This is a genomic window from Streptomyces cinerochromogenes (assembly GCF_014648635.1).
Taxonomy (GTDB): Bacteria; Actinomycetota; Actinomycetes; order Streptomycetales; family Streptomycetaceae; genus Streptomyces; species Streptomyces cinerochromogenes.
The window spans coordinates 569,122-589,693 of the sequence record NZ_BMRM01000001.1 but is presented as its reverse complement, the minus strand read 5'-3'; the positions used below and the strand labels follow the sequence as shown (position 1 = coordinate 589,693).

14 protein-coding genes and 1 pseudogene are annotated in these 20,572 nt (G+C 71.2%); 6 read left to right on the top strand and 9 right to left on the bottom strand.

Annotated elements, in window-relative coordinates; translation table 11 throughout:
* Positions 1-61 precede the first annotated feature (61 nt).
* The 6 genes and pseudogenes from IEZ20_RS02530 to IEZ20_RS02505 form a co-directional block, all read right to left on the bottom strand.
* Positions 62-2,011, bottom strand: coding sequence for an ABC transporter permease/substrate-binding protein (locus IEZ20_RS02530; RefSeq protein ID WP_189294385.1), 1,950 nt, complete (start codon positions 2,009-2,011; stop codon positions 62-64).
* Positions 2,001-3,533 carry a sugar ABC transporter ATP-binding protein gene (locus IEZ20_RS02525; RefSeq protein WP_189294384.1) on the bottom strand — a complete coding sequence of 511 codons (1,533 nt, stop codon included), beginning with the start codon at positions 3,531-3,533 and terminating at the stop codon, positions 2,001-2,003. Before IEZ20_RS02525 ends, IEZ20_RS02530 begins: the two co-directional genes overlap by 11 nt.
* Entirely contained in the window at positions 3,530-4,579 is a 1,050-nt protein-coding gene (locus IEZ20_RS02520; protein ID WP_189294383.1) for a LacI family DNA-binding transcriptional regulator, read from the bottom strand. The genes IEZ20_RS02525 and IEZ20_RS02520 overlap by 4 nt, the downstream gene beginning before the upstream one ends.
* A 203-nt stretch (positions 4,580-4,782) precedes the next feature.
* Entirely contained in the window at positions 4,783-5,121 is a 339-nt protein-coding gene (locus tag IEZ20_RS02515; protein ID WP_189294382.1) for a hypothetical protein, read from the bottom strand.
* A gap of 1,066 nt (positions 5,122-6,187) precedes the next feature.
* Positions 6,188-7,071: pseudogene (locus IEZ20_RS02510) on the bottom strand (RpnC/YadD family protein).
* The gene (locus IEZ20_RS02505; RefSeq protein WP_189294381.1) at positions 7,071-7,493 is read right to left on the bottom strand and encodes an ATP-binding protein; all 423 of its coding nucleotides are present in this window, start codon (positions 7,491-7,493) and stop codon (positions 7,071-7,073) included. Before IEZ20_RS02505 ends, IEZ20_RS02510 begins: the two are co-directional and overlap by 1 nt.
* 202 nt (positions 7,494-7,695) lie before the next feature.
* On the opposite strand from IEZ20_RS02505, the gene IEZ20_RS02500 reads away from it, so the two are divergent.
* From IEZ20_RS02500 to IEZ20_RS02485, 4 genes are all read left to right on the top strand, one after another.
* A complete protein-coding gene (locus IEZ20_RS02500) occupies positions 7,696-8,547 on the top strand; it encodes a helix-turn-helix domain-containing protein (protein ID WP_189294645.1) in 852 nt (283 codons plus the stop codon).
* Positions 8,544-8,750, top strand: a complete 207-nt coding sequence (locus IEZ20_RS02495; RefSeq protein ID WP_373303877.1) for a DUF397 domain-containing protein — start codon at positions 8,544-8,546, stop codon at positions 8,748-8,750. Before IEZ20_RS02500 ends, IEZ20_RS02495 begins: the two co-directional genes overlap by 4 nt.
* A gap of 41 nt (positions 8,751-8,791) precedes the next feature.
* Complete coding sequence (gene recD2 / locus IEZ20_RS02490; protein WP_189294380.1) at positions 8,792-11,047, top strand: SF1B family DNA helicase RecD2; 2,256 nt, start codon at positions 8,792-8,794, stop codon at positions 11,045-11,047.
* Positions 11,048-11,289: 242 nt separating this feature from the next.
* Positions 11,290-12,579 carry a citrate synthase gene (locus IEZ20_RS02485; RefSeq protein ID WP_189294379.1) on the top strand — a complete coding sequence of 430 codons (1,290 nt, stop codon included), beginning with the start codon at positions 11,290-11,292 and terminating at the stop codon, positions 12,577-12,579.
* A gap of 670 nt (positions 12,580-13,249) precedes the next feature.
* Here the strand turns inward: IEZ20_RS02485 and IEZ20_RS02480 are convergent.
* From IEZ20_RS02480 to IEZ20_RS02470, 3 genes are all read right to left on the bottom strand, one after another.
* Positions 13,250-15,538 carry a heavy metal translocating P-type ATPase gene (locus IEZ20_RS02480; RefSeq protein WP_189294378.1) on the bottom strand — a complete coding sequence of 763 codons (2,289 nt, stop codon included), beginning with the start codon at positions 15,536-15,538 and terminating at the stop codon, positions 13,250-13,252.
* A 410-nt stretch (positions 15,539-15,948) separates the two neighbouring features.
* On the bottom strand, positions 15,949-16,188 hold the full coding sequence (locus IEZ20_RS02475) for a heavy-metal-associated domain-containing protein (protein ID WP_189294377.1): 240 nt from the start codon (positions 16,186-16,188) through the stop codon (positions 15,949-15,951).
* Positions 16,189-16,281: 93 nt separating this feature from the next.
* A complete protein-coding gene (locus IEZ20_RS02470) occupies positions 16,282-16,932 on the bottom strand; it encodes a TetR/AcrR family transcriptional regulator (protein WP_189294376.1) in 651 nt (216 codons plus the stop codon).
* Between the two features lie 165 nt (positions 16,933-17,097).
* On the opposite strand from IEZ20_RS02470, the gene IEZ20_RS02465 reads away from it, so the two are divergent.
* Positions 17,098-19,365 carry an MMPL family transporter gene (locus IEZ20_RS02465; protein ID WP_189294375.1) on the top strand — a complete coding sequence of 756 codons (2,268 nt, stop codon included), beginning with the start codon at positions 17,098-17,100 and terminating at the stop codon, positions 19,363-19,365.
* Between the two features lie 30 nt (positions 19,366-19,395).
* Complete coding sequence (locus IEZ20_RS02460) at positions 19,396-20,439, top strand: zinc-dependent alcohol dehydrogenase family protein (RefSeq protein WP_189294374.1); 1,044 nt, start codon at positions 19,396-19,398, stop codon at positions 20,437-20,439.
* The last annotated feature ends 133 nt before the right edge of the window (positions 20,440-20,572 follow it).

Sequence of the window (20,572 nt, the reverse complement as noted above, 5' to 3'; positions counted from 1 at the left end):
TGACGTCAGGCGGGCCGGCCCCGGAAGTGCTCCCGGGGCCGCCCGCCCGACTCGCCCGTTGTCAGCCGCCGAAGCCGGCCACGTTGTCCTTCGTGACCACCTTCACCGGCACCTTCACCGTCGGCCCCACCTTCTCGCCCCGGACCGCCTTGAGGGCGTTGTCCACCGCGATCCGCCCCAGCTGGCTGGGCTGCTGCGCGACGGACGCGTACAGCGTGCCGTCCTTCACCGCCGTCAGCCCGTCCGGGGTGCCGTCGAAGCCGACGACCTGCACGGACTTCCCGGCCTTGGAACCGAGCGCCTTGATCGCGCCCAGGGCCATCTCGTCGTTGGCGGCGATGACGCCCTGCACGTCGGGGTGGGCCTGGAGCAGGTTCGACATCACGTCGAGGCCCTTGGTGCGGTCGAAGTCGGCGGGCTGCTGGGCCAGCACCTGGATGCCCGGGTAGGCCTTCAGCCCCTTGGCGAACCCGGCCGCCCGCTCCCGGGCCGCCGACGTGCCCGCCTGCCCCTGCAGGATGACGATCCTGCCCTTGCCGCCCAGCTTCTCGGCGATCGTCTTCGCGGCCAGCTCGCCGCCGGCGACGTTGTCCGAGGCCACCAGCGTGTCCACGGACGCGTGGTTGACACCGCGGTCGACGGCGACGACCGGGATCCCCGCCTTGTCGGCGGCCTTCACGGAGTTGCCCGCCGCGTCCGAGTCCACCGGGTTGACGATGACCGCGCCCAGCCCGGAACTGGTGAAGTTCTGCAGCTGGTTCGCCTGCTGGGAGGCGTCGTTCTGCGCGTCGGTCACGGTCAGGTCCACACCCAGCTTCTTCGCCTCGGCCTGGGCACCCGCCCGGATCTGCACGAAGAAGGGGTTGTTGAGGGTGGACAGGGACAGACCCATCCGCGGGGTCGTGGACGACGGGGAGCCGCCGTGCAGGAAGGAGGTCGCACCGACGACCGCCACGGTGACCACCGCGGCGAGCGCGTACGTCACCGCCTGCCGCCCCTTCGGCCCGCCCGCACCGGCGGCCACCGGGGTCGCCCCGGCCTTGCGGCGCACGGTGTCCAGCAGCACCGCCAGCGCGATCACGACACCGATCACGACCTGCTGCCAGAACGCGGAGACGGACAGCAGGTTGAGGCCGTTCCTGAGCACCGCCAGGATCAGCGCGCCGATCAGCGTGCCGGACGCCTTGCCGGTGCCGCCCGCCAGCGAGGCACCGCCGATGACGACCGCGGCGATCGCGTCCAGCTCGTAGCCGTCGGCGGCCTGCGGCTGCGCCGAGGACAGCCGGGCGGCGAGCACGATGCCCGCGACGGCGGCGAACAGACCGGACAGGGCGTAGATGACGAGCTTCTGCCTCGGCACGCGCAGGCCCGACAGGCGCGCCGCCTCCTCGTTGCCGCCGATCGCGTACATGGACCGGCCGATGTACGTCCGCCCCAGCACCAGCGCGGCGACCAGCCCCATCACCACCATGACCAGCACCGGCACCGGCAGCCAGCCGCCCAGGGTGTCCCCGAGGTGGGAGACCGAGTCCGGGAAGGCGATGGGGGAGCCCTGTGAGATCACCAGGGCGAGACCGCGGCCCACCGACAGCATGGCCAGCGTCGCGATGAACGGCGGCAGCTTGCCGTAGGCGATGAGGAAACCGTTCACCAGACCGGCGACGACACCCGTGGCCACCGCCAGCAGCACCGCGAGCGCCACCGGCACGCCGTGCTGCGTGGCGCTCCAGGCCAGCATGGTCGCCGACAGCGCGGCCACCGAGCCGACCGACAGGTCGATGCCGGCGGAGACGATCACGAAGGTCACACCGAAGGCGAGGATCGCCGTCACGGCCGCCTGCACACCGATGTTGAGCAGGTTGTCGGTCGTCAGGAAGTCCCCGGACAGCGCCGACAGGGCGATGACCAGGACGATCAGCGCGGTGAGCGCGCCGTTGTCGAGGAGCAGGCGGCGGAAGGCCCCCGGGGCGCCACTCGCGCCCGCCTTGCTCGTGAGCGTGTCAGTGGCCACGGACGGCCTCCTTCTCGGTGTCCTTCTCGGTGGTGGGAACGGAGACGGCGAGGGACATCACCGCGTCCTGCGTGGCCTCGTCGGCGGAGAGTTCACCGGCGATCCGGCCCTGGGCCATCACCAGCACCCGGTCGCTCATGCCGAGCACCTCGGGCAGATCGCTGGAGATCATCAGGACGGCGGCACCGGCGGCCGTCAGCTCGTTGACCAGCTGGTAGATCTCGACCTTCGCGCCGACGTCGATACCGCGCGTCGGCTCGTCCAGGATCAGCACCTTGGTGTCGGCCAGCAGCCACTTGCCGATGACGACCTTCTGCTGGTTGCCGCCCGACAGGGTCCGCACCTGCTGACCCAGGCCCGCCATGCGGACCCCCAGCTGCCCGGCGATCCGCTCGGCGGCCGCGTACTGCCCCTTGCGGTCGACGAGCCCGGCCCGGGTGGCCGCGCGCAGGGTCACCAGCCCCAGGTTCTCCGCGACGGAGGCGTCCAGCACCAGCCCCTGGCCCTTGCGGTCCTCCGGTACGAGCCCGATCCCGGCCGCCATCGCGGCGTTCACGTCATGCCGCCGGACCGCCTCCCCCGAGACCCGCACGACCCCGTGGTCGTACGGGTCGGCCCCGAACACGGCCCGCACGACCTCGGTCCGCCCGGCCCCGACGAGGCCCGCGACACCCACGACCTCACCGGCGTGCACCTCGAAGCTGACGTCGTGGAAGACGCCGTCCCGCCCGAGTCCCTCGACGGACAGCAGGGCCGGCCCCTTCGCGGGCCGTTCCCGCGGGTACTGCTGCTCGATGGACCGCCCGACCATCAGCCGGACAAGCTCGTCCTCACCGGTGGAGGCGGGCACCTGCCCGACGCTCCTGCCGTCCCGGATCACGGTGACCCGGTCCCCCAGGGCGGCGATCTCCTCCAGATGATGGGTGATGAAGACGACCCCCACACCCTCCTGCCGCAGCGCCCGCACGATGGTGAAGAGCTTCTCCACCTCCTCCGAGGTGAGCACGGCGGTCGGCTCGTCCATGATGAGTACGCGCGCGTCCAGGCTGAGCGCCTTGGCGATCTCGACCATCTGCAGCCGCGCGATCCCGAGTTCCCGCACGCGCGCGCGTGGCGAGACATCGACCCCGACCCGCTTCAGCAGCGCCTCGGCCTCCGCCTCCATCCGCTTCCGGTCGATCAGCCCGAACCGGCGCGGCTGCCGTCCCAGGAAGATGTTCTCGGCGACGGTCAGATCGGGAACGAGGTTGAACTCCTGGTAGATGGTGGCGATCCCGAGGCGCTCGGAGTCCTGCGCCCCGTGGATGCGCACCTCCTCACCGCCTACGAGGATCCGGCCGGCGTCGGGGGTGTAGGCCCCGGAGAGCATCTTGATGAGCGTGCTCTTGCCGGCGCCGTTCTCACCGAGCAGCACATGGACCTCACCCCGGCGCAGGTCGAAGTCGACGCCGTCGAGCGCGACCACGCCGGGGAAGGTCTTGCGTATGCCCTCGATGCGCAGCAACTCGTCCGGGTTGCTCACGACGTGCTCCTTTGCACTGGGGAGGGGGACTGCGTGGGGGGTGTGGCTGCGGGGGCGGCCTCTCCGCACGAGCGGCGCACGACGAGCCGCGCGGGCAGCGTCACGGACTGCGGGGTACGCCCCTCGATCCGGTCGACCAGGGCGCGTACGGCGGCCCGCCCCAGCTCACCGGTGGGCTGGGCGATCGCGGTGACCGGCGGGTCGGTGTGCACGAACCAGGGGATGTCGTCGAACGCGGCCAGCGCGAGGTCGTCCGGCACCCGCAGCCCACGCGCGCGTACGGCGTCCAGCGCGCCCAGCGCCATCAGGTTGTCGGCCGCGAAGACCACCTCGGGCGGCTCCGGCAGATCGAGGAACCCCTCAGTGACCCGCCGCCCGCTCTCGGCCTGGAAGTCACCCTGCCCGATGTAGGCGTCCGGCAGCAGAAGCCCGTACTCCGCGAGCGCCGCCCGGAAGGCCTCGACACGCTCGCTGCCGGTGGTGGTGGCAGCGGGTCCGGCGATGATGGCGAGCCGCCGGTGCCCGAGCCGGTACAGGTGCGCGACGAGGTCCCGCACGGCCTGCCGCCCGTCGGCCCGCACGACGGGCACGTCCACCCCGGGGATCCACCGGTCGACGAACACCATGGGCGTCCCGGCCCGGACGGCATCGAGCATGAGGGGCGACCCCCCGTCGGTGGGCGACACGAGGAGCCCGTCGATCCGCCGGTCGAGCAGATTCCGCACGTGGTGGTCCTGCAGCTCGGGCCGCTCGTCGGCGTTCCCGATGATCACGCTGTACCCGAGCGCCCGCGCCTCCTCCTCGACGGCCCGGGCCAGCTCGGTGAAGTAAGGATTCAGCACGTCGCTGATCACGAGTCCGAGGGTGTGCGTCTGATCGGTCCGCAGAGACCGGGCGACGGCATTGGGCCGGTACCCCAGCTCCGCCACGGCCCCCCTCACCCGCGCCCGCGCCTCGGCACTGACGGACGGATGCCCGTTCAGCACCCGCGACACGGTCGCCACGGACACCCCCGCCGCAGCGGCGACATCCTTGATGCTCGCCATCGCCGGCCCCACCTCCTCGTGGAACTCGTGGAATCGATTACATCCCGCTTCGTAGGGAGGATTGGAATCGATTACACGGGGCGCGGGCAAGGGGCCGGGGGTGGCCGAAACCCAATCGTGACCGGCGCGCCGATCACCACCGACGGGTGGCGCCCGGGCGGGCCCGGCGGCCAGCGGGCGTGCGCGGTCCACCCGCCGCCGGTCTACGCGGACGGGGAGGAGGAGGGGACCGGAGCCTTGAGCGACCAGAAGTCGGAGTGGAGGTAGGGAAGTCCCTCGGACTTGAACGCCTCCGGGTCGACAGGCTTGCGCGAGGGCTCGGTGACCTTGGATTCGGTGACGCACGGAGAGGTCACGTCGAAACTGGCCTGCCCCGCGTAACCGAATGCGAGACTCACCTGGAAACCGTCGGGCGCGGTGGCGAAGATCGCCGGCATCTCCTTGTGGTTCCGCACCGATGTGATGGCGTAGCCGTGCTTTTTCCAGTAGCGCTCCACCAGGCCCAGGAAGTTGCCCCGCCGCTCGCTCGAGATGATCGTCACCACGGCTCGCCGGCGCGTCACCGATCCGGTGCCGGTGGCCGGTTGGCAACCAGTGCCGCAAGGTTGGCGGCGGACCTCGGATCGTCTTCCGGATCGAAGTAGTCGGAGTGGGCCGGTGTCGGACCCTGTCCGTCGATCAGCGGCACCCCAGGTCGTCAGGGGAGCCGCCGTACCCACAGGCTCGACGGCGTTGATCCACTCCTCAAAAGGAGGCTACGTCCCCGGTATTCGGGGCCCATCCGTACCGAGCACCAACAGCCCCTGAGTACCTGTACTCAAGCGGTATCCGGCCACCCGCCAGCCGACCCCGACCACCACCAACCGTGTGCCGCCGCTTACGTGGTGCAGGGGTGCACGGCCGATGACCGGCGGGCTGCAATCCGCCCGTGACGCAGCGACCGGGGTCGCGCTGCCAGCCCCTCACGTCACCCGACTGCGGTGACTGGCAGATGCGTTCCACCCCCGCCGACTGCCCCACCCCCCGACCAGCCCCTTAGCCACGCCCCCTGGAACAGATCTGCCAATCACCACCCGGAGGCGGAGACAGAGAGGCCTACGAGTCCCGCCAGTCCCGCCAGTCCCAGGGAAGTGGCCCATCCGGCCCGCCACGCTGACGAAGCGCCCGCCCCCCACCGACCGCGAGCCACCCAACCGCCCGGCATCCCCGCGATACGCCACCGCGCGCCCGCCACTCACCGGCCGCGAGCCGCCAAACCCACCCGGCGCCCATGCCAGACGCGACCGCGCCCCGCCCCCCGCGCGCCCCCACCCCCCACCGGCGGTTCGCCGCCAATCCCCACCCGGCGTGCCCACGACGTGAGACCGCGCCCCTCACCCACCCCACGAACGCAGCCGGCCTCGGGGCCCGACGCCGCCCAGGGCCACCGCCTCTCCGGGCCGCTCGCTCGCTTCTTCCCCGGGGTGGAGCGAGGTGTGTCAAGGGTGGGCCGGAGGCCCATCGGCGGAGCCGACGCGGGAGTGGAGCGCAGCGGAACGGGAGCGCCCTTGACTCACCTCGCGGAAGCCCGACTCTGGCCGAGAAGCGAGCGGCCCCACAGCCACTTCTTCACTCGTCGGTGAACAACTCCGTGGCCTTGGTGGCGTGCACGGCTCGCTGGGCCCAGGACTCCAGCCTGTCCAGGTCCGTACAGCCCTCGACGCGCTCGCGGACGTCCTCCGGCACAGGGACACCGCGCCACTCCAGGATGCGGAGGATCATCTCGGCCTTGGCCTCGGCCCGCCCCTGCTCCCGGCCTTCCTCGCGCACCTGCTCGGCCAGCGGGTGTCGCCAGAAGTACTGGATCGCCGTCATCAGGTCCCTCCACATCTGCTTCGCCTGGGGGTCGGCCAGGCATGAGTCGACGAACTGCACGAAGACCGCGGCGCTGTCGGGGTCGAGGGTCCGCAGGGCGGATGCCAGGGATTCCAGTATGGCCGGTGCCTGCGGGCCACGCCCGTGCGTCATCGCCGACAGCACCGCAAGGGGGACATTGCGTTCGGCCTGCCGCTCGTCCGCGATCACCGGCACGTTGTCCGGCCCAGCACCAGCGGACGTACCGTCAGCGAGTCCCACCCCGGGAAGCCGAGCCGGATCGGGCGCGAGGCCCACCTCGCCGTCGCACTGCTCTGGGTGATGACGATGAGCACGGGCTCGCAGCGGTACTTCTCGTACAGGTACGACAGGTAGTACGGCCAGCTGCCCCGCTTGCGGTCGTCCGCCTTGCCCTGCGACTCGACCACGAGCAGGTACGTGCCCTCGTCCGTTTCCGCCCGCAGCAATGTGTCCACCCGGCGCTCGACCGGCTCGATCTCCGTCAGGTCCACGTTCAGCGCCGCGATCTCCCGCGGCTCCGGGAACGGAACGTGCAGCACCTTCTGTAACGCCTTCGTCAGCAGCGTCGGATCCTTCTGGAAGATCCGGTGCAGCGCCTCATGCGACGAGCCGACCATCACGCCACCCCCAGCTCACACCACACGTACTTCCCCCGGTCCCCGAACCGGGCCGACGGCTGCCATCCCCAGTACTGCGCGCAGGCCGTCACCAGCCCCAGCCCCCGGCCCTCCTCCGACTCCAGCACCTGCTCCAACGGCACCGGGGGCTCGGGCGGCTCCGGGTCCGTGTCCCACGCCCCGATCCACACCAGCCCCTGCGCCGACCTGCGCACCCGCAGCGCCGCCGGCCCCTTGGTGTGCCGTACCGCGTTCGACACCAGCTCCGTCGCCAGCAGCTCCGCCGTGTCCGCCAGCCCGGTCAGGCCGTGCAGGGCCAGGATCACCCGCAGGGTCTGGCGGCAGACCGTCACCGCTCTCGGGTCGTTGGGGACGTAGAGCGTGTAGTCCCAGGTGTCCCCGGTTTCGGGGTTCTCGGGCATGCGTCATCAACTCCGGTTGGTGAGGGAGGGATTCGCGCGCGGTGGCATTGCCGCAGCCGTCATGGCAGGACGGCACGGTGCGCTTCCGCAGCGTGTGCGTTACGTCACCGACGGTAGGGCTAATTGTTTAACCACGGCAAGCGCATCCCGTAGTGTGACCCCCGAACGAGTCACGTGCACCAGCGCGTTGGGAGATCCGCCGATGGCGTTGAGAAGCGAGCCGACAGCGCGTCAGCTGCGCCTGGCGATGGAACTGCGAAGGCTCCGTGACGCGGCAGGCCTCACCGCCCGGCAGGCGGCTGCCCTGCTCGGGGTGACGGCTCCGGTCATCAGTCAGATCGAGTCCGGTCTCGCAGGCGTGAGCGAGCAGCGGTTGCGCCGCCTCGCCTCCCATTACGCCTGTACGGACGAGGAGTTCATCGACGCACTGGCGGCGATGGCCACCGATCGGACGCGCGGTTGGTGGGAGGAGTACCGGGGGCTGCTGCCCACACCGTTCCTCGACCTCGCCGAGCTGGAGCACCACTCGACGCACCGGTGCGATGTGGAGTTCCTGTTCATCCCGGGCCTGCTCCAGACACCCGAGTACGCCCGCGCCGCGTTCTCCTCCAGGATCCCTGAACTCCCCGATGAGGAACGCGAACTACGCGTCCGTCATCGCATGCAGCGCAAGGTGATTCTCACGGGGCCCGATCCCACGCCCTACGAGGCGGTCGTCCACGAGGCGGCACTGCGGATCAGGGTCGGCGACCGAGGTGGCGCACGGGCGCAGCTCTTCCGCGTCCTCGAGCTCTCCGACGCCGATCACATCACTGTGCGTGTCATCCCCTTCGACCTGGACGGCTTCGGCGGAGCGTGGAGCCCCATGATGCTGGCGGGCGGCCGAGTGCCCAGGCTGGACACAGCGGTCCGCGACGCGCCTCACGGCACCGGATTCATCGATTCGGAAGCTCAGCTCGCGGTCTTTCGAACGCTCTTCCGCAGGGTAGAAGCTGTGTCACTCGACCCCTCTCGTTCACGTGACTTCATCCACAGAGTGGCCAAGGAGCTGTGAGACCCACCGTGACCACCCCCGGCAACTGGCGAAAGTCCTCGTACTCAGGCGGCGGCGACGGCAACAACTGCGTGGAGGTCTCGGCCTCGCCCCTCCGCACAGCCGTCCGCGACTCCAAAACCCCCACCCGCGCCCCCCTCACCTTCCCCACCCCCGCCTTCACCGCCTTCCTCCAGGCCCTCAAGGCGCACCCCCGCCCCTGATCCGGTAACCCGTTGTCACACCCCACCGGTACCGTCGGATCATGGCTCGACAGGCGGGGACCCAGACCGGTGAGCGGCAGCTTGCCGTGGTCGAAGGTGTGCTGGAGCGGATCACGTACGCCAATGAGGAGAACGGGTACACGGTGGCCCGGGTCGACACCGGCAGAGGTGCCGGGGACCTCCTCACCGTGGTCGGCGCGCTGCTCGGTGCGCAGGTCGGGGAGTCCCTGCGCATGGAGGGCCGCTGGGGGTCGCATCCGCAGTACGGCAGGCAGTTCCATGTCGAGAACTACACGACCGTGCTGCCGGCCACCGTCCAGGGCATCCGGCGTTATCTGGGATCCGGGCTGGTCAAGGGGATCGGGCCGGTGTTCGCCGACCGGATCACCCAGCACTTCGGGGTGGACACGCTCAGGATCATCGAGGAGGAGCCCAAGCGGCTCGTCGAGGTCCCCGGCCTCGGCCCCAAGCGCACCAAGAAGATCGCCGAGGCCTGGGAGGAGCAGAAGGCGATCAAGGAGGTGATGCTCTTCCTCCAGACCGTCGAGGTGTCCACCTCCATCGCCGTGCGGATCTACAAGAAGTACGGCGACGAGTCCATCTCCGTCGTCAGGAACCACCCCTACCGGCTCGCCGCCGATGTCTGGGGCATCGGGTTCCTGACCGCCGACAAGATCGCCCAGTCCGTCGGCATCCCTCACGACAGCCCCGAGCGGGTGAAGGCCGGCCTGCAGTACGCGCTGTCGCAGTCCGCCGACCAGGGGCACTGCTTCCTGCCGGAGGAGCGGCTGATCGCCGATGCCGTCAAGCTGCTCCAGGTCGACACCGGACTGGTCATCGAGTGTCTCGCCGAGTTGGGCAAGGAGCCGGAGGAAGGAGCCGATCCGGGGGTCGTACGGGAGAAGGTGCCGGGGCCCGACGGTGGGGGTGACGAGCCCGTCAGTGCCGTGTACCTCGTGCCCTTCCACCGCGCCGAGCTGTCCCTGTCCGCCCAGTTGCAGCGGCTGCTGCGCACGGACCAGGACCGGATGCCGGGCTTCCGGGAGGTGGACTGGGGGAAGGCGCTCGGGTGGCTGAAGGCCCGCACCGGCGCGGATCTCGCACCCGAGCAGGAGGCGGCGGTCAAGCTGGCGCTGACGGAGAAGGTCGCCGTCCTCACCGGCGGGCCGGGGTGCGGGAAGTCGTTCACCGTCCGGTCCGTCGTGGAGCTGGCCCGGGCCCGGCGCGCCAAGGTACTGCTGGCCGCCCCGACCGGGCGGGCCGCCAAGCGGCTGGCCGAGCTGACCGGGGCCGAAGCCTCCACCGTGCACCGGCTGCTGGAGCTGAAGCCGGGCGGGGACGCGGCCTACGACCGGGACCGGCCGCTCGACGCCGACCTGGTGGTCGTGGACGAGGCCTCCATGCTGGATCTGCTGCTCGCCAACAAGCTCGTGAAGGCCGTACCGCCGGGGGCGCACCTGCTCTTCGTGGGGGACGTGGACCAGTTGCCCAGCGTGGGGGCGGGGGAGGTGCTCCGGGATCTGCTCGCCGACGGGAGTCCGGTCCCGGCCGTCCGGCTCACCCGGGTCTTCCGGCAGGCCCAGCAGTCCGGGGTCGTCACCAACGCGCACCGGATCAACGCGGGGCAGCATCCGCTCACCGACGGGATGAAGGACTTCTTCCTCTTCGTGGAGGACGACACGGAGGCCGCCGGCCGGCTGACCGTGGACGTGGCCGCGCGGCGGATTCCGGCCAAGTTCGGGCTGGACCCGCGCCGGGATGTGCAGGTGCTCGCGCCGATGCACCGGGGTCCGGCCGGTGCGGGCGCGCTGAACGGGCTGCTCCAGCAGGCCATCACGCCGGGGCGGCCCGACCTGCCGGAGAAGCGGTTCGGCGGCCGGGTCTTCCGCGTCGGCGACAAGGTCACCCAGATTCGCAACAATTACGAGAAAGGGAAGAACGGTGTCTTCAACGGCACCGTGGGCGTCGTCACCTCGCTCGATCCGGTCGACCAGCGTCTGACCGTGCTGACGGACGAGGATGAGGAGGTTCCGTACGAATTCGACGAACTGGACGAACTGGCGCACGCGTACGCGGTGACCATTCACCGCTCGCAGGGCAGTGAATATCCCGCCGTGGTGATTCCCGTCACCACCGGGGCATGGATGATGCTCCAGCGGAACCTGCTCTACACGGCGGTCACCCGGGCCCGGCAGCTGGTCGTCCTCGTCGGGTCGCGCAAGGCGATCGGGCAGGCGGTGCGCACGGTGTCGGCCGGACGGCGGTTCACGGCCCTGGACTTCCGGCTGCGGGCCTGAGTCCCGGGCTCGGCACCGTCAACCGCGGGTCTGTACAAAAAATGATCGATCAAATGAGTCACGAAGGTCACAGAGCACTTCCAGATGCCCCTCAGAGGGGGCAGGATGAGCAGGTTGACGGCACTGAGTGCCGCCAATAGGCCCAATGGTCGACCCCGAGTGCACTCTGCTGAGCCAAATGGGGGATGGTAGAGACAGTCAGGGCACCTCGAAGATGAGGCACTACGTCGGTGAGGGAAGACGTGAGCGACAACTCTGTAGTACTGCGGTACGGCGACGGCGAGTACACCTACCCGGTGGTCGACAGCACCGTCGGTGACAAGGGCTTCGACATCGGGAAGCTCCGCGCCCAGACCGGTCTGGTGACCCTGGACAGCGGCTACGGCAACACGGCCGCCTATAAATCCGCGATCACCTACCTCGACGGCGAGGCGGGCATCCTCCGCTACCGCGGCTACCCCATCGAGCAGCTGGCCGAGCGCTCCACCTTCCTTGAGGTGGCGTACCTGCTGATCAACGGCGAGCTGCCGACCGTCGACCAGCTGACGGCGTTCAAGAACGACATCACGCGGCACACGCTGCTGCACGAGGACGTCAAGAACTTCTACCGGGGCTTCCCGCGCGACGCCCACCCGATGGCGATGCTGTCCTCGGTCGTCTCCGCGCTGTCCACCTTCTACCAGGACAGCCACAACCCGTTCGACGAGACGCAGCGCAACCTCTCGACGATCCGGCTGCTCGCGAAGCTCCCGACGATCGCCGCGTACGCGTACAAGAAGTCGATCGGCCACCCGTTCGTCTACCCGCGCAACGACCTCGGCTACGTCGAGAACTTCCTGCGGATGACCTTCTCGGTCCCGGCGCAGGAGTTCGAGCTGGACCCGGTCGTCGTCGCCGCGCTGGACAAGCTGCTGATCCTGCACGCCGACCACGAGCAGAACTGTTCGACCTCGACGGTCCGCCTGGTCGGCTCCTCGCAGGCGAACATGTTCGCGTCGATCTCGGCCGGCATCAGCGCGCTGTGGGGCCCGCTGCACGGCGGCGCCAACCAGTCCGTGCTGGAGATGCTGGAGGGCATCCGCGACTCGGGCTCCGACGTCGACACCTTCATCCGCAAGGTGAAGAACAAGGAGGACGGCGTCCGCCTGATGGGCTTCGGCCACCGGGTCTACAAGAACTTCGACCCGCGCGCCAAGATCATCAAGGCCGCCGCGCACGACGTGCTCTCCGCGCTGGGCAAGGAGGACGAGCTCCTCGACATCGCCCTGAAGCTGGAGGAGCACGCGCTGTCCGACGACTACTTCGTCGAGCGCAAGCTGTACCCGAACGTGGACTTCTACACCGGTCTGATCTACCGGGCCATGGGCTTCCCGACCGAGATGTTCACGGTGCTGTTCGCCCTCGGCCGCCTGCCGGGCTGGATCGCCCAGTGGACCGAGATGATCAAGGAGCCGGGCTCCCGCATCGGCCGCCCGCGCCAGATCTACACGGGCGTCGTCGAGCGCGACTTCGTTCCGGTCGAGGAGCGCTGAGCATACCGAGCGGACGGGCCTGCCTGTTCCGGCAGGCCCTGAAGCGGTGATCCGGCAGCCCCTGGCGCTGCGATCCCCACAGCGGGATCCGGCAGCCCCGGCGCCGCGATCCCCACGGCGAAAAGCGGAAGGCGCCCTGAGTCGCCGGTCCCCCCACGGGCCGACGACCAGGGCGCCTTCCCATGTCCCGGTGCGGATTCCCCCCACGGGATCCGGCCGGGCGCTTGGAGAGGACAGCGCCTGAATCGCTGTCTGGTGAGCACAACGAGCACAACTCGCCGTACTCCAGTGATGCGGTGCGATCTGCCGGGACAGCGCACGCTGGGAGGGCCGCTCAAAGCTTCCCGGTGTACGTGCCCCGGCAACGCATCTCTGAGGAAGTCCCCCAAGACATCCTCAGATGCCAGTCAGCGCCCCCCAAGACGCTGGTCTGACATCGCCAACTTAGACCTTCGAACCCCTTCGATGGTTACGTTCGCATCACTGTGATCTGCGTCTCTTGCATATGTCCCTTAAGTGCGCAAGAGCCCCGATACGGCGATCGGGACTCAAGCGTAAGGATGATGCGCGAGCCTTGTGAAGAGCTTATGTGAGGTGCGCGCCGGACTCCAGGGGGGCTCACGCATCGGTCACGGCGGCCGCCGCCGGTCGCCGCGGCTTCACCGCCGGCTCACCGGAAGGCGCGCAACCGCAGGCTGTTCGTCACCACGAACACCGAGGAGAAGGCCATGGCCGCCCCCGCGATCATCGGGTTGAGCAGCCCGGCCGCGGCCAGCGGCAGCGCGGCGACGTTGTAGCCGAAGGCCCACACGAGATTGCCCTTGATGGTGGCGAGCGTCCGGCGGGACAGCCGGATCGCGTCCGCGGCCACCCGCAGGTCACCGCGGACCAGCGTCAGGTCGCCGGCCTCTATCGCCGCGTCCGTGCCGGTGCCCATGGCCAGGCCCAGGTCGGCGGTGGCGAGCGCGGCCGCGTCGTTCACGCCGTCGCCGACCATGGCCACGGAGCGCCCCTCGCGCTGCAGCCGTCGTACGACGTCCACCTTGTCCTCGGGCAGCACCTCGGCGTACACGTGCGCGGAGTCGATGCCGACGGTCCGCGCGACCGCCTCGGCGACGGTCCGGTTGTCGCCGGTGAGGAGCACCGGCGTCAGCCCCAGCGCGCGCAGCTCGCGGACCGCCTCGGTGCTGGTCTCCTTGACCGCGTCGGCGACGGCGAGGACCCCGCGGGCCCGCCCGTCCCAGCCCGCCACGACGGCCGTACGGCCCTCCTGCTCGGCCTCGCGGGCCGCGCGGGCCAACTCCTCCGGCAGTACGTCGTACAGGCGCCCCACGGCCACCTCACGGCCCTCCACGCGACCGCGTACGCCCCGACCCGGCACGTTCTCGAAGTGCTGCACGGCCGGCAGGACCCCGGCGCTCCCCCGCTCTCGGCTGCGCTCGAGCGGGGGGACCCCCATCTCGGCGCCCGCGGCGATCGCGCGGGCCACCGGGTGTTCGGAGGCGTGCTCCAGGGCGCCCGCGAGCCGCAGCAGCTCCTTGTCGTCCTCGCCCTCGGCGACGTACACCGCCTGCAGGCTCATCCGGCCGGTGGTGACCGTGCCGGTCTTGTCGAGGACCACCGTGTCGACGCGTCGCGTGGACTCCAGTACCTCCGGGCCCTTGATCAGGATGCCGAGCTGGGCGCCGCGGCCGGTGCCGACCATCAGCGCGGTCGGGGTGGCGAGGCCCAGCGCGCAGGGGCAGGCGATGATCAGTACGGCGACGGCGGCCGTGAACGCGGCGGCCGTGTCGCCGGTGACCCCCAGCCAGGCCCCGAAGGTGCCGAGCGCGATGAGGATGACCACGGGGACGAAGACGGCGGAGATCCGGTCGGCGAGCCGCTGCACCTCGGCCTTGCCGTTCTGCGCGTCCTCCACGAGCCGCGCCATCCGGGCGAGCTGGGTGTCGGCGCCGACCCGGGTGGCCTCCACGACCAGCCGGCCGCCCGCGTTGACCGTGGCGCCGGTGACCCGGTCGCCGGGGCCCACGTCGACCGGCACGGACTCGCCGGTCAGCATGGAGGCGTCCACGGCGGAGACGCCCTCGGCCACGGTGCCGTCGGTGGCGATCTTCTCGCCGGGGCGTACGACGAACCGGTCGCCGACGGCCAGGGACGACACCGGAACCCGCACCTCGCGGCCGTCCCGCAGGACCGCCACGTCCTTGGCGCCCAGCTCCATCAGGGCCTTCAGGGCGGCGCCCGCGCGGCGCTTGGAGCGGGCCTCCAGGTAGCGGCCGAGCAGGATCAGCGCGACGACTCCGGAGGCGACCTCCAGGTAGATCGTGGAGGCGCCGTCCATGCGGGAGACGGTGAGGCGGAACTCGTCGTGCATGCCGGCCATGCCCGCGTCGCCGAAGAACAGCGCCCACAGTGACCAGCCGAAGGCGGCCAGCGTGCCGACCGAGACGAGGGTGTCCATGGTCGCGGCGCCGTGCCGCAGGTTGGTCCAGGCGGCCCGGTGGAAGGGGGCGCCGCCCCAGACGACGACCGGTGCGGCGAGGGTGAGCGAGAGCCACTGCCAGTTGTCGAACTGCAGCGCCGGGACCATCGCGAGCAGGACCACGGGGGCGGCGAGCAGCGCGGAGACGAGCAGGCGGTGGCGGAGGGCGCCGAGTTCGGCGTCCGGTGCGGGGGCTTCCGGTTCCGCTTCGGGCGCGGGCTCGGGCGGCGGGGGTTCCTCGGCGGTGTAGCCGGTCTTCTCCACGGTGGCGATCAGGTCGGCGACCTGGACGCCGCCGGCGTAGGTGACCTTGGCCTTCTCGGTGGCGAAGTTGACGGTGGCGCTGACGCCGTCCATCCGGTTGAGCTTCTTCTCCACCCGGGCGGCGCAGGAGGCGCAGGTCATTCCGCCGATGAGCAACTCGACCTCGCCGGTCGTACCCGCGTCGGCGGCCGTCTCTGCGGTGGTGCTGGTCATGTCCGGACTCCAGACATCGGACCGGGCCGTACGGATCCAGTATGAGCTGGTCGGTACGGCCCGGTCGGGGGATCGGAGGGTGTTGCCGGGCTCTTCCCGGGGGTTCCCGGGCCGGTCCCGGGTCTTCGGGCCCTTCCGGGCCTTCCGGGTTCGTTCCCGGGTCTTCCGGGCCGCTTTCCGGCCGGTTTCCGGGCCTTTGGGGGTTCATTCCGGGGTTTCCCCCGGTTCGCCCCCGGGCCCTGCCCGCGTACGCCCCGGGTCTTCGCCGAGTACGTCCCGGGTCTTCGCCGAGTGCGTCCCGGATCTTCACCGAGTACGTCCCGGGTCTTCCGGGGCTCGTTCCGGGGTCTTCCGGGGTTCCGCCCCGGGGTTTTCCCGGCTTCTTCCCGGCTTCTCCCGGTGTCTTCCTCTCAGGCCTTGCCGGCCAGCTCGAAGCCGGCCTCGTCCACGGCGGCGCGCACGGCCTCCTCGTCCAGCGGGGCCGCGGAGACGACGGTCACCTCGCCGGTCGACGCGACGGCCTTCACCGAGCTGACGCCCGGGATCTGCGAGATCTCGCCGGAGACGGACCCCTCGCAGTGGCCACAGCTCATGCCGGTCACCTTGTAGACGGTGGTGACGGGGCCCGGGGTGTCGGTCTGAGCGGTCATGTCGTTACTCCTCGTCGAGGCGTGTGGGGCCAGTGGGGCCCGCGGAGTCCCGCGGGGGTTCCCACGCTTTCCACACTATACCCCTAGGGGGTATTAATCCACCGCAGGGGTGCCGGTCCGGTCGCCGGCCAGCGGCTCCAGGTAGCGGATCAGGACGTCCTTGGTCTCCTGGACGTAGGCCGCGCGCTCGGCGCCCTCGTGGGCCAGGACCAGCTCCAGGCCGGCCTTGTAGATGCCGAGGCAGACGTGGGCGGTGCGGGTGACGTCGGCCGGGCCGGCGTCCGGCATGAGCGAGCCGAGCAGCGCCTCTATCCGGCCGATCACGGTCGTGTGCAGCTGGTCGTGCGCCTCGGCCATCCGGCCGGGGATGTCGGGGCCGTGCATGAGCGCGAAGAAGACCGGGTGGTCGGTGTTGAAGGCCATGAACCGGTCGACGGCCGAGCCGATCGCCTCCTCCAGCGGGGTGGCGGGGTCGACCGGTGCCAGCGCCTCGCCGTACGCCTCCCGCATCTCGTGCATCAGGCGGTCGCCCAGCTCGATCGCGATCGCTTCCTTGTTCGGGAAGAACTGGTAGAGCGTGCCGGGTGAGACGCCGGCCTCGCGGGCGATGGCGTTGGTGCTGGCGGCGGTGTAGCCGCTGGTGCAGAAGACCTGGGCGGCGGCCTGGAGCAGCTGTGCGATGCGGCGCTCGCCGCGGGCCTGGCGGCGGCGCGGCTGCGGCTCCTTCTCCGTGGTGTCGGACACGCGTTATCCCCAGCTCTCCGAACGCGATTGACAAACACGAGCGGCCGCTCGCATTCTGGTGAAACGCGAGCGATCTCTCGTGTTTTTCAGTCTATGGCCATGACTGATCCATGCTGCCGTGCTCGGGCGCGGCCGCGCTGGTCAGGGTGAAGGGGACACCGCACGATGACCGAAGTCAACAAGGCGCCGCGGCCCGCGGACGCACCACCCCGGATCGGCGGCTGGACGCGGTTCGTCACCGCCCGGCCCCGCCTGTCGCTGCTGGTGGTCCTGGTGCTCACCGCCCTCGCCGTGCTGGCCGGCAGCGGGGTCGCGGACCGGCTCGGCAGCGGTGGCTGGGAGGACCCGGCCGCCGAGTCGACGTACGCGACGAAGGCACTGGAGCGCGAGTTCCCCGGCTCGCAGCCGAACCTGCTGCTCCTGGTGGACGCGGGCCGTGCCTCGGTCGACGACCCGGCGGTGGCCGCGCAGGCCCGCGCGCTGGCCCGGCGGCTGGCGGGGGAGCCGGGCGTGACCGGTGTCGGCTCCTACTGGCAGGCCGCCCCCGCCCAGGCCCCGGCCCTGCGCGCCGAAGACGGCCATGAGGCTTTGATCGCCGCCCGCATCACCGGCGACGAGAGCGCGATGGGCCGGACCCTGGACCGCCTGGCGCCCCACTACCGGGGCACGCACGGCCCGGTCCGGGTGAAGCTCGGCGGCATCGTCGCGGTGCGGCACGAGATGCAGACGATCATCAAGGAGGACCTCACACGCGCCGAGCTGATCGCCCTGCCGATCACCCTGGTGCTGCTGGTCATGGTCTTCGGCAGCGCGGTCGCGGCCCTGCTCCCGCTGGGCATCGGCGTCGTCGCCATCCTCGGCACGAACGCGGTGCTGCGCGGCCTGACCGCCTTCACCGACGTCTCCGTCTTCGCGCTGAACCTCACCACGGCCCTCGGCCTCGGCCTCGCCATCGACTACGCGCTCTTCATCGTCCGCCGCTACCGCGAGGAGCTGTCCACCGGCGCCGACCCGCTGACCGCGGTGGGCACGACCCTGCGCACGGCCGGCCGCACCGTGCTCTTCTCCGCCCTGACGGTCGCGGTCTCGCTGGCCGCCATGATGCTCTTCCCGCAGTACTTCCTGCGGTCCTTCGCCTACGCCGGCATCGCCGTGGTCCTCCTGGCGGCGGCCGCCGCGCTGATCCTGCTCCCGGCCGCGCTGGTCCTGCTCGGGCACCGGGTCAACTCCCTCGACCTGCGCCGCCTGTTCCGCCGGGGCCGCGAGCCGAAACCGGCCGAGGGCACCGCCTGGGCACGCGCGGCCGGCCTGGTGATGCGCCGCGCCCCGCTCTTCGCCCTCGGCACCACGGCTCTGCTGATGCTGCTCGGACTGCCCTTCCTGGGCGTGAGGTTCGGCACGGCCGACGACCGGCAGCTGCCCTCGGCCGCCGAGTCCCATGTGGTGCAGCAGCACATCCGTGAGGGCTTTCCCGGCAGCCCCGGCGGCGGCCTCGAAGTCCTCGCCGAGGGCCGGGCCACCACCGCCCAGTACGCCGCCTACAAGCAGCGGGTGGCCGCCCTGCCCGAGGTGGTCCGGGTCGAGGGCCCCCTGGTGAAGGGGGACACCGCCTACTTCACGGTCCAGCCCAGGGGCGAGGCGGTGGACGACGCCGCCCAGCGCCTGGTCGGCGACCTGCGCGCGCTGCACGCCCCCTTCGACACCGAGGTGACCGGCACGGCCGCCGTCCACGTGGACACCAAGCACGCGATAGCCGAACGCCTGCCCTGGGCGGCCGCGTTCATAGCCGTCGTCACGCTCCTGCTGGTCTTCCTGCTCACCGGCAGCGTGCTGATACCCCTCCAGGCCGTGGTGCTCAACGCGCTCAGCCTGACGGCGATGTTCGGCGCGGTCGTCTGGGTCTTCCAGGACGGCCACCTGTCCGGCCCGCTCGGCTTCACCAGCCCCGGGTCCATCGAGACCACCCTGCCCGTCCTGATGTTCTGCGTGGCCTTCGGCCTCTCCATGGACTACGGCGTGTTCCTGCTCTCCCGCATCAAGGAGGAGTACGACCGCACGGGCGACCACGAACGAGCGGTCCGTCTCGGCCTCCAGCGCACGGGCGGCCTCATCACGGCGGCGGCGGTCATCCTCGCGGTGGTGATGGTGGCGATCGGCACCTCCCGGGTGACCAACACCAAGATGCTGGGCCTCGGCATCGCCCTCGCGGTGCTGATGGACGCGATGGTGGTCCGCAGCCTCCTGGTCCCGGCCGTCATGCGGCTGACCGGGAGGGCGACCTGGTGGGCGCCGGGGTGGCTCAGGCGCTTCCACGAACGGTTCGGCCTGAGCGAGGGTGAGCAGCAGTCGCCCCGGAGCGGCGCGGGGACGGGCGCGAGCGGTCAGGACGAACCGGTACTCGCCGCACGCCCCGGCGGCGCCCGGAGCGTCTAGCCTGCGCGCAGGTTTCCGAAGGGAGCAGGCATGCGAGCCGTGGTGTTCGAGGAGTACGGAAAGCCGGCCGAGGTGCGGGACGTACCCGACCCGGAGCCCGCGGAGCACGGCGTGGTCGTCCGTGTCGAGGCCACCGGCCTCTGCCGCAGCGACTGGCACGGCTGGATGGGCCACGACCCGGACATCACGCTGCCGCACGTGCCCGGGCACGAACTCGCCGGTGTGGTGGAGGCGGTGGGCGCGCGGGTGACCGGCTGGCGGCCCGGTGACCGGGTCACCGCGCCGTTCGTCTGCGCCTGCGGCGGCTGCCCGTCCTGCGCGGCGGGCGACCAGCAGGTGTGCGAACGCCAGACGCAGCCCGGCTTCCACCACTGGGGCTCCTTCGCCGAGTACGTCGCGCTCGACCACGCCGACGTCAATCTCGTCGCGCTCCCGGACGACATGGCGTACGCCACCGCCGCCGCCCTCGGCTGCCGCTTCGCCACCGCGTTCCGTGCCGTGGTGCAGCAGGGCCGGGTGGCGGCCGGGGAGTGGGTCGCGGTGCACGGCTGCGGCGGGGTCGGCCTGTCTGCGGTGATGATCGCGGCGGCCTCGGGGGCCCGGGTGGTCGCCGTCGACGTGTCGCCGCGAGCGCTGGAGCTGGCGCGGACGTTCGGTGCCGCCGTGTGCCTGGACGCGACCGGCGTGTCCGACCCGGCCGCCGCCGTCCGGGAGCTGACGGACGGCGGGGCCCATCTCTCCCTGGACGCCCTCGGTTCGCCCGCCACCTGCGCGGCTTCGGTGAACAGCCTGCGCCGCCGCGGCCGGCACATCCAGGTCGGTCTGCTGCCCTCGGCCGACGGCACCACCCCCGTGCCGCTGGCCCGTGCCATAGCCCTGGAGCTGGAGTTGCTCGGCAGCCACGGCATGGCCGCCCACACCTACCCCGGCATGCTCCGTCTGGTCCGCTCCGGCGTCCTGCGCCCGGACCTCCTGGTGACCCGGACGATCACGCTCGACGCGGCCCCGGCGGCGCTCGCGGCGATGGACACGGCGCCGGGCGCCGGCGTCACGGTCATCGAGCCCCGGAGCTGACCACCGCCCCCGCCGTCCGCCCGGCCGCAGCCCCCGGGGCCCGGCACCTGGCCGCAGTCCCCCTCGGGCCCGTCGCCCGGCGGCAGCCCCGGGGGCCGTCACCTGGCCGCAGTTCCCCGGCGCCCGTCGCCCG